Here is a 6718-nt window from a genome sequence, read left to right as displayed (position 1 = left end):
CCCCCCCGCGGCGGCATTCATCGACAAGACCTCCTTTGATGGGATCGGTGCCAGACTCCCAGCGCTCACCGAACTTCTCCGCGATAACAAAAGCTCCCCGCGATAACCAGGCCTCCTGGTGATCACAAAACCTCCTGCCCCTCGCAGAACACACTGGGGGCGCACCAACTCCGCCTGCCCCGCGCAATTCATACATCTGCAGTGGTTGTTCATGCGGCTGCGGGTGAGGGTCCTGCCGCGTCTGCCGAGCGCATCCTCGGTCAGTCACCTCGTGCCCATGAGGATTCGCCTGATCTCTTCGAACTTCGCCTCCGTGAATAGCTCTTTCCAACTGATTCTGATGACTCGCCAGCCCTGATCTCGCAGCCATTGTTCTCTGCGCCTTTCGCGTTCGAGTTCGTCGCGGGGCACCCCCGAGCCGAGATACAGCTTTCCGAGTCCATCGATCTCAACGATCATCCGGGCTGCCCTGTGGCAGAAGTCGACGCGAATATTTGACCGCAATGAGGCCGTATCGAACTCGACTTGGGGGACGAACCCGACGAATCCGTGCTGGAAGAATCTCACCGCGGCGATCGACTCGGCAGGGGACTCGCGGCGGGCATCGGCCAAGTCGAGAGCGAGATGAACCTTCTTGGTGTTCCTTGTCTCCAGGCATTGTGCCAGCGTTGCGAGGATCTTCTCTCGCGTCGTCAGTCCACGATGCAAAGCGCTGTCGAACATGGAAACCGAGATATCGGGGTTGTACGTTCGAGCAACATCAATGAGCGTGCGTTCAAGCGTCGTCACCTCGGTCCCGCGAACTGCCTGCCGGTGATGTCTCGGGATTGTCACACCCCTGACATGAATGCTCTTGAACCTGCGATTGACTCCGGGGCGCACCACCTCGACTTGGTGGGTGACAGGGTAAGCAATTGGCAGGCCGTGGATGAGAGCCGCGGAGATGTGCGAGAACACCTCGGCCGGGGGTGATGCCGACGACATTCGGGTCGCAGCGGTTGCCCCAGCAGTGGTGGCAGATTCCGCCTGACGCTCCTGCTGTCCCTGCTTCTGGAATCTGACTTCGCATCGCGCTATGACTGCGGCGTCGAGGTCTTCGATCTGATCTCGGATGTCTCCGTGCTCCGTGAACTCTGAATGCGTTCCTTCGTCGATGCTCGCCCACAGCGGCCGGTGGTCTTCCCTGGAGCAGACGTGTCTGACCGAATAGACGCCGCGAGACAATCGACGTACGCAGCAACTTCGGGCCCGCCGAATGTCTGCATGGGTGAACCCGAGTCGGATGATCTGCTGTGTGGTCATAATTTTGTACATGACATTAAACTGCATTAAAACATAGCAAAATGCAACGAATGGCTTTCGAGTTGTGTATAACTCTGTGGATAAGCGCCGTTTGAGGTGGAAGCTGGAACGGGAGTGGCGAGCTGCGGAGCGTTGACGTCCGGAGCTCTGGACCCCGGCGTCTGCACCCCGCACTGTGAGTGCCAAATCACCCAACAGCAACGGGGGGTTTTAGAGCCAATAGTGCCGGGAGCTGAACTAGTTGTAGGAGGTAGACGCAAGAGTAGGACGTGAGCCTTGGGCGACGGACGGGGTGGAGATGCGAGCGGCGGGCTGCGCGCCGAGCGGCCAGGCGGCTGCAGTGGGCGGCTGGGACGAGGGGACGGCTAAGACGGCAGGGACGGCTGGGAAGCTGTGGACGGCTGGGAAGGCTGGAGCGGGCGCTTTGGGACTGCCCGGGGCTGGAGCGTGAAAGACACGTGAAGGGTGCACGACGGCAGCGAAGGCACCTGGCGGATGCGGGCTTTCGGAGAATAGAACACGCCACGACACCCAAATCCTCGCAGTCCGGATGATGACACGGCAGACTTAGACATGTTGCGACAGCCTTCCCCATCCCCGGTCGCAGAGGAAAGAGACATGGTTCCGAGCAAGCCCAGAAACAGCGCCCCCAAATCGGCTCCGGGCAGAGCCGCTCCCCGTCGACGCCCTGCAGCGGTCGTCGAGGCTCAGCCCACCGAAGGCATTCGCAAGCGGAAGCTGTCCTGGCAGACGGGAGTATTCCTCCTCGTGATCGCCATCGTGCTCGTCACCTTCCTGCCCTCGATCAATTCGGCACTCAAGCAGGCACAGCAGATCGCCGCACTCAACAGCGAGATCGAATCGACGAAGTCCGAAGTTCAGGGACTGGAGGAGAAGAACGAGAACCTCAAGGACCCCGCATACATCAAGCGCAAAGCACGCAAGGACCAGTACTACGTCGAAGAGGGCAAGAACGCGGTCATCGTCACCAACCAGGAGGCGATCAGCGGTGACGATTCGGATACGGACCGCCCGCAACGCAAACAAGCCTGGTACCTTGAGTTGCTGGAGTCGATTCAAGAGGTCGGCAATACCGTGGAGAAGGGCTGATGATCACAGAGTGCACCGAGGCGGACTTCGCCATCCTGAAGGACCAGCTCGGGCGGATTCCGCGCGGCGTCGTCGGGATTGCCGCCCGCAGCGCATCGGGTGAGCCTCTGGTCGTCGCCACCGCTCCGAGGCTCGAGGACGGCACACCGTTCCCCACCGCCTTCTACCTCACCCATCCCGCCTTCGTCACGGAATGCTCGCGTCTCGAGGCTTCGGGGATCATGGCCGAGTGGTCCGCTGAGCTCGCCGAGGACGAGGAGCTCGCGGCCTCCTATGCCAAGGCCCATGCCGCTTACCTCGCGACGCGATCCGAGATCGGCAAAACGGCCGGCCTCGCCGAGGTGGAGGAGATCAAGGACTACTCCGCCGGCGGCATGCCCAACCGAGTGAAATGCCTGCACGCCCTGGTCGGCCACTCACTGGCCGCCGGCCCTGGGGTCAACCCGATCGGTGATCGCGCAATCTCGTTCATGACCGACGTCCCCACCCCGGCGGGCACAGAGAACGCCTCGGACGAGGCAAGCGAATAGGAGAGACTCATGAGAGTTGCCGCCTTCGACTGCGGGACCAATTCCCTGCGTCTGCTCATCGCCGACGTCGACGCGCACGGACAGATGACCGAGCTCTGTCGTGAGACCCGGATCGTGCGCCTCGGCCAGGGAGTGGACGCGACGGGTGAGTTCGCCCCCGAAGCCTTGGAACGCACGTTCACCGCAGCCCGGGAATTCGCCGAGGTGGCTGCCGAGTACTCACCGGAGAAGCTGAGATTCGTCGCCACCTCCGCCAGTCGTGACGTGAAGAACCGAGACGAGTTCTCCGCAGGCATCTTCGGCATCTTAGGCGTCGTGCCCGACGTCATCACCGGTGACGAAGAGGCTCATCTGTCATTCCTCGGTGCGACCGTCGGACACGGTGCCGACAGCGGACCGTTCCTCGTCATGGACCTCGGCGGGGGATCAACCGAACTGGTCCTCGGCACCGAAAGCGTCACCTCGGCGGTCAGCATGGATATCGGATCCGTGCGTCTGACCGAACGCCACATGTCCGTTGACGTCCCCGACCGGACGCAGATCCAGGCGGCCATCGACGACATCGATGCCAACCTCGACAAGGCCGCCGAAATCGTCGATCTTGCCGCCCCGCGGACGATGATCGGAGTCGCGGGCACTGTCACCACGCTGGCCGCGGGAATCCTCGACCTCGACAGCTACCAGCGCGAACGCATCCACGGCACCCATCTGCGCGTGGCCGACATCGACGGCGAAGCCAACGAACTGCTGCGGATGGGGCGTGAGGCTCGTGCGGCACTCCCGTACATGCACCCCGGACGCGTCGACGTCATCGCAGCGGGGGGACTGCTGTTCGCTCGAATCGCGGCTCGCATCGACTCCGCAGTCAGGAGCGCGGGGGCTGAACTCGACATCATGGTCTCGGAGACGGACATCCTCGACGGCACCGCGCTCGACCTAGCGCGACCGCAGTCGTGAAGCCCGCCGCGCCGCGGACACCGACAGCTTCCCAGCGCCCACGCGCTGGAAGGCGCACCGCAAAACTTGCCATCGTCGGTTCTCTGGTGCTGGGACTGGTCATGGGCACGACTCAGCCAGCACTCGCTGCGCCCGAGCCCGGTCCCGGACAGTGGTACATCAAGAAATATGGCATCGATGACATGTGGAAGAAGTCCACGGGCAAAGGCGTGAAGGTCGCCGTCATCGATTCCGGCGTCAACACAAAACATGAGGACCTCAAAGGCGTGGTCAGCAAGTCAAAGGACTTCAGCGGACTCGACAAGGACGGCAAGACCCCGATCGGCGGCAAGACGACGATCCACCACGGCACCGCCGTCTCCGGAGTCATCGCCGGCCAGGGGCAGGGCGCCGGACCTACCGGTGTCGCACCCGACGTCGACATCCTGTCTGCCTCGATGTGGTTGGGCCCCGACCGTCCGAAGGACTCAGGCTCCACTCGTGAGCAGGCCGACAAGGCAATCCGCTGGGCCGTCGACTCCGGAGCCAAGGTCATCAACATGTCGCTGGGCTGGGACGATCCTGCCTGGCCCTCCAGCTGGGACGAATCCTTCGCCTACGCCTATGAGAAGGACGTCGTCGTCGTCGCCTGTGTCGGCAATGCCTCCCAAGGCGCGACACAGGCGTGGTCGCCGTCGACGGTGCCCGGCGTCATCGGCGTCGGCGGACTGGGCAAGAACAACCGAGTTCTCTCCGAGTCAACTGCTCCTGGAACAGCTGTGGACCTCATGGGGCCGGCGGCAGACATTCCGATCCCGTACTACTCGGGCGGCTACGCAGAGGGACAGGGATGTTCCTTCGCCTCACCGATCGTCTCCGGAGTGGCAGCGCTGATCCGGGCTGAAGACCCCGATCTCAGTGCCGACGAAGTCACCGCCAAGCTGACCTCGACGGCCAAGCCTGTGCCTGGGCACAAGGGGCAGAGCAAAAAGGGCAAGCCGGATCCCATCGTCGGCTGGGGTCGCCTCGATCCGAAGGCCGCGATGAAGGCCGACGTCCCGAAGTCTGTTCCCAGTTCAGCCGATGCTTTGGCCGACTGGGTGACGATGCACCGGCGTGCGCAGTCCGACTCGGCTGAGACGGAGAATGCGGCACCAACAGAGGACAACAACCCGAAAGCAGTCGCACCCAAGGACGTTGTCTCATCTCAGGCCACGCCCAAGCTGGGCTTCTCGGTTCTGGGTGCCGGAGGCCTCATCGCAGTCGTCCTCTTCCTGCTCTCAGCAGTGGTTTTCATCCGCCGCAGACGCTGATCGAACCCGGTGCCGAACCTCTGAGCTGGAGCGTCGAGATGCAATTAGTGAAAGTTTTCACAAGGGCCTAAGATGGAAATATGGCACTCATCAGAAACTCAAAATTGCGTCCTCGAATCCTCGTCGTTGGTGGCGGCTACCTTGGTCTCGTTACCGCTCAGAATCTGTTGAAGAACCTCGGTCGTGGCGAAGCCACAGTGACCGTGGTCGATCCCAATCCCTACATGACCTACCTGCCGTTCCTCCCCGAGGTGGCAGCTGGGTCCATCGAACCACGTCACGCCGTCGTGCCGTTGCGCCGTAATCTCTCCGGTGCTGAGGTCATCACCGCGAAGGTCACCTCGATCAACCACGGCGACAAGTTCGTCACCGTCGAGCCCGAGAATGACGAAGCGTTCGAGCTCGACTACGACCACATCATCATGGCCGCCGGTTCGGTGGCGCGCGCTCTGCCGATCCCCGGCCTCAAGGAGAACGCCATCGCGCTCAAGCGCATTGAGGAGGCCGTCGCACTGCGCGATCACCTCCTCAGCCGCTTGTCCGATGCCTCGCTGATGGAAGATGATGACGAGCGTCGCAAGGCGCTGACCTTCGTCTTCGTCGGCGGCGGATTCGCCGGCATCGAACTCCTCACCGAGCTCGAAGACGTCGTCCGCTCCGCAGTGGCTCAGTACGAGACGCTGACCGAAGCCGACGTCCGCTTCGTCCTCGTGGAGGCACTTGACCGCGTCATGCCCGAGGTCGGCGAAGCTCAGGCTCGCTGGGTCGTGGAGCACATGCGCGAACGCGGCATCGACGTGTACCTCGAGACTTTCCTCCAGGACTGCACCGACAAGCACATCAAGCTCTCCAGCGGCGAAGAGTTCGACGCAGACACCATCGTGTGGTCGGCTGGCGTCAAGGCCAACCCGATCCTCGTCGACTCGGACCTGCCTCTCGATGAACGCGGTCGCGTGACCGTGCGCGCCGATCTGCGCGTCGAGGGCGACAACGGCGTGGTCGAAGGCGCATGGGCCGCCGGTGACAACGCTGCCGTGCCTGATCTCTCCGGTGGCGGTGTGGGTGGCTACTGCGTGCCCAACGCTCAGCACGCCGTGCGACAGGCGCCAGTGCTGGCTGCCAACGTTCTCGCCGCACTTCGCGGAGAGACCGAGTTCAAGCAGTACTTCCACAAGACCATCGGCACTGTTGCAGGCCTTGGCCTGTACAAGGGTGTTTCGCAGATGGGCGACTTCGAAGCCCGCGGCGTCCTCGCTTGGCTGATGCACCGCGCCTACCACGGCTACGCGATCCCGACAGTGGACCGCAAGGTCAAGGTCTTCGGCAACTGGATCCTCAACGCCATCGTCGGCCGCGACGCCATGCCGCTGGCTGATCTCGATGTCCCTCGTAAGAACTTCGTCGAGGCCGCGAACTCAAAGCCGGCTCCTAAGAAGGAAACCGCTAAGGTCTGATGCCTGAGTGCAGGATTCGCGTCCGGTCATCACCGTGATGTGAACCCTGATGAGGTCTGAAGAACGCCGGGAG

Annotated in this window: 6 protein-coding genes; 5 read left to right on the top strand and 1 reads right to left on the bottom strand. The window is 62.7% G+C overall.

Annotated features, from left to right (window positions below; genetic code table 11):
- Positions 1 to 264 precede the first annotated feature (264 nt).
- Positions 265 to 1314 (bottom strand): DUF559 domain-containing protein, encoded by a 1050-nt coding sequence (locus tag ACE03M_RS12765; protein ID WP_485934272.1) that lies wholly within the window; start codon positions 1312 to 1314, stop codon positions 265 to 267.
- Positions 1315 to 1920: 606 nt separating this feature from the next.
- On the opposite strand from ACE03M_RS12765, the gene ACE03M_RS12760 reads away from it, so the two are divergent.
- The 5 genes from ACE03M_RS12760 to ACE03M_RS12740 all read left to right on the top strand — a co-directional run bounded on the left by ACE03M_RS12760 (position 1921) and on the right by ACE03M_RS12740 (position 6645).
- Positions 1921 to 2412 carry an FtsB family cell division protein gene (locus tag ACE03M_RS12760; protein ID WP_485934270.1) on the top strand — a complete coding sequence of 164 codons (492 nt, stop codon included), beginning with the start codon at positions 1921 to 1923 and terminating at the stop codon, positions 2410 to 2412.
- Positions 2412 to 2942: a DUF501 domain-containing protein gene (locus ACE03M_RS12755; protein WP_485934268.1), complete on the top strand. Its 531-nt coding sequence runs from the start codon at positions 2412 to 2414 to the stop codon at positions 2940 to 2942. Before ACE03M_RS12760 ends, ACE03M_RS12755 begins: the two co-directional genes overlap by 1 nt.
- A 9-nt stretch (positions 2943 to 2951) precedes the next feature.
- Entirely contained in the window at positions 2952 to 3899 is a 948-nt protein-coding gene (locus ACE03M_RS12750; protein WP_485934266.1) for a Ppx/GppA phosphatase family protein, read from the top strand.
- Between the two features lie 101 nt (positions 3900 to 4000).
- Positions 4001 to 5191, top strand: a complete 1191-nt coding sequence (locus ACE03M_RS12745) for a S8 family peptidase (RefSeq protein ID WP_485934264.1) — start codon at positions 4001 to 4003, stop codon at positions 5189 to 5191.
- Between the two features lie 80 nt (positions 5192 to 5271).
- Entirely contained in the window at positions 5272 to 6645 is a 1374-nt protein-coding gene (locus tag ACE03M_RS12740) for an NAD(P)/FAD-dependent oxidoreductase (protein ID WP_143921051.1), read from the top strand.
- Positions 6646 to 6718: the final 73 nt, after the last annotated feature.

The sequence above is a fragment of the Brevibacterium sp. AGC70 genome, assembly GCF_057334195.1.
This window is presented reverse-complemented; position numbering and strand designations above follow the sequence as displayed.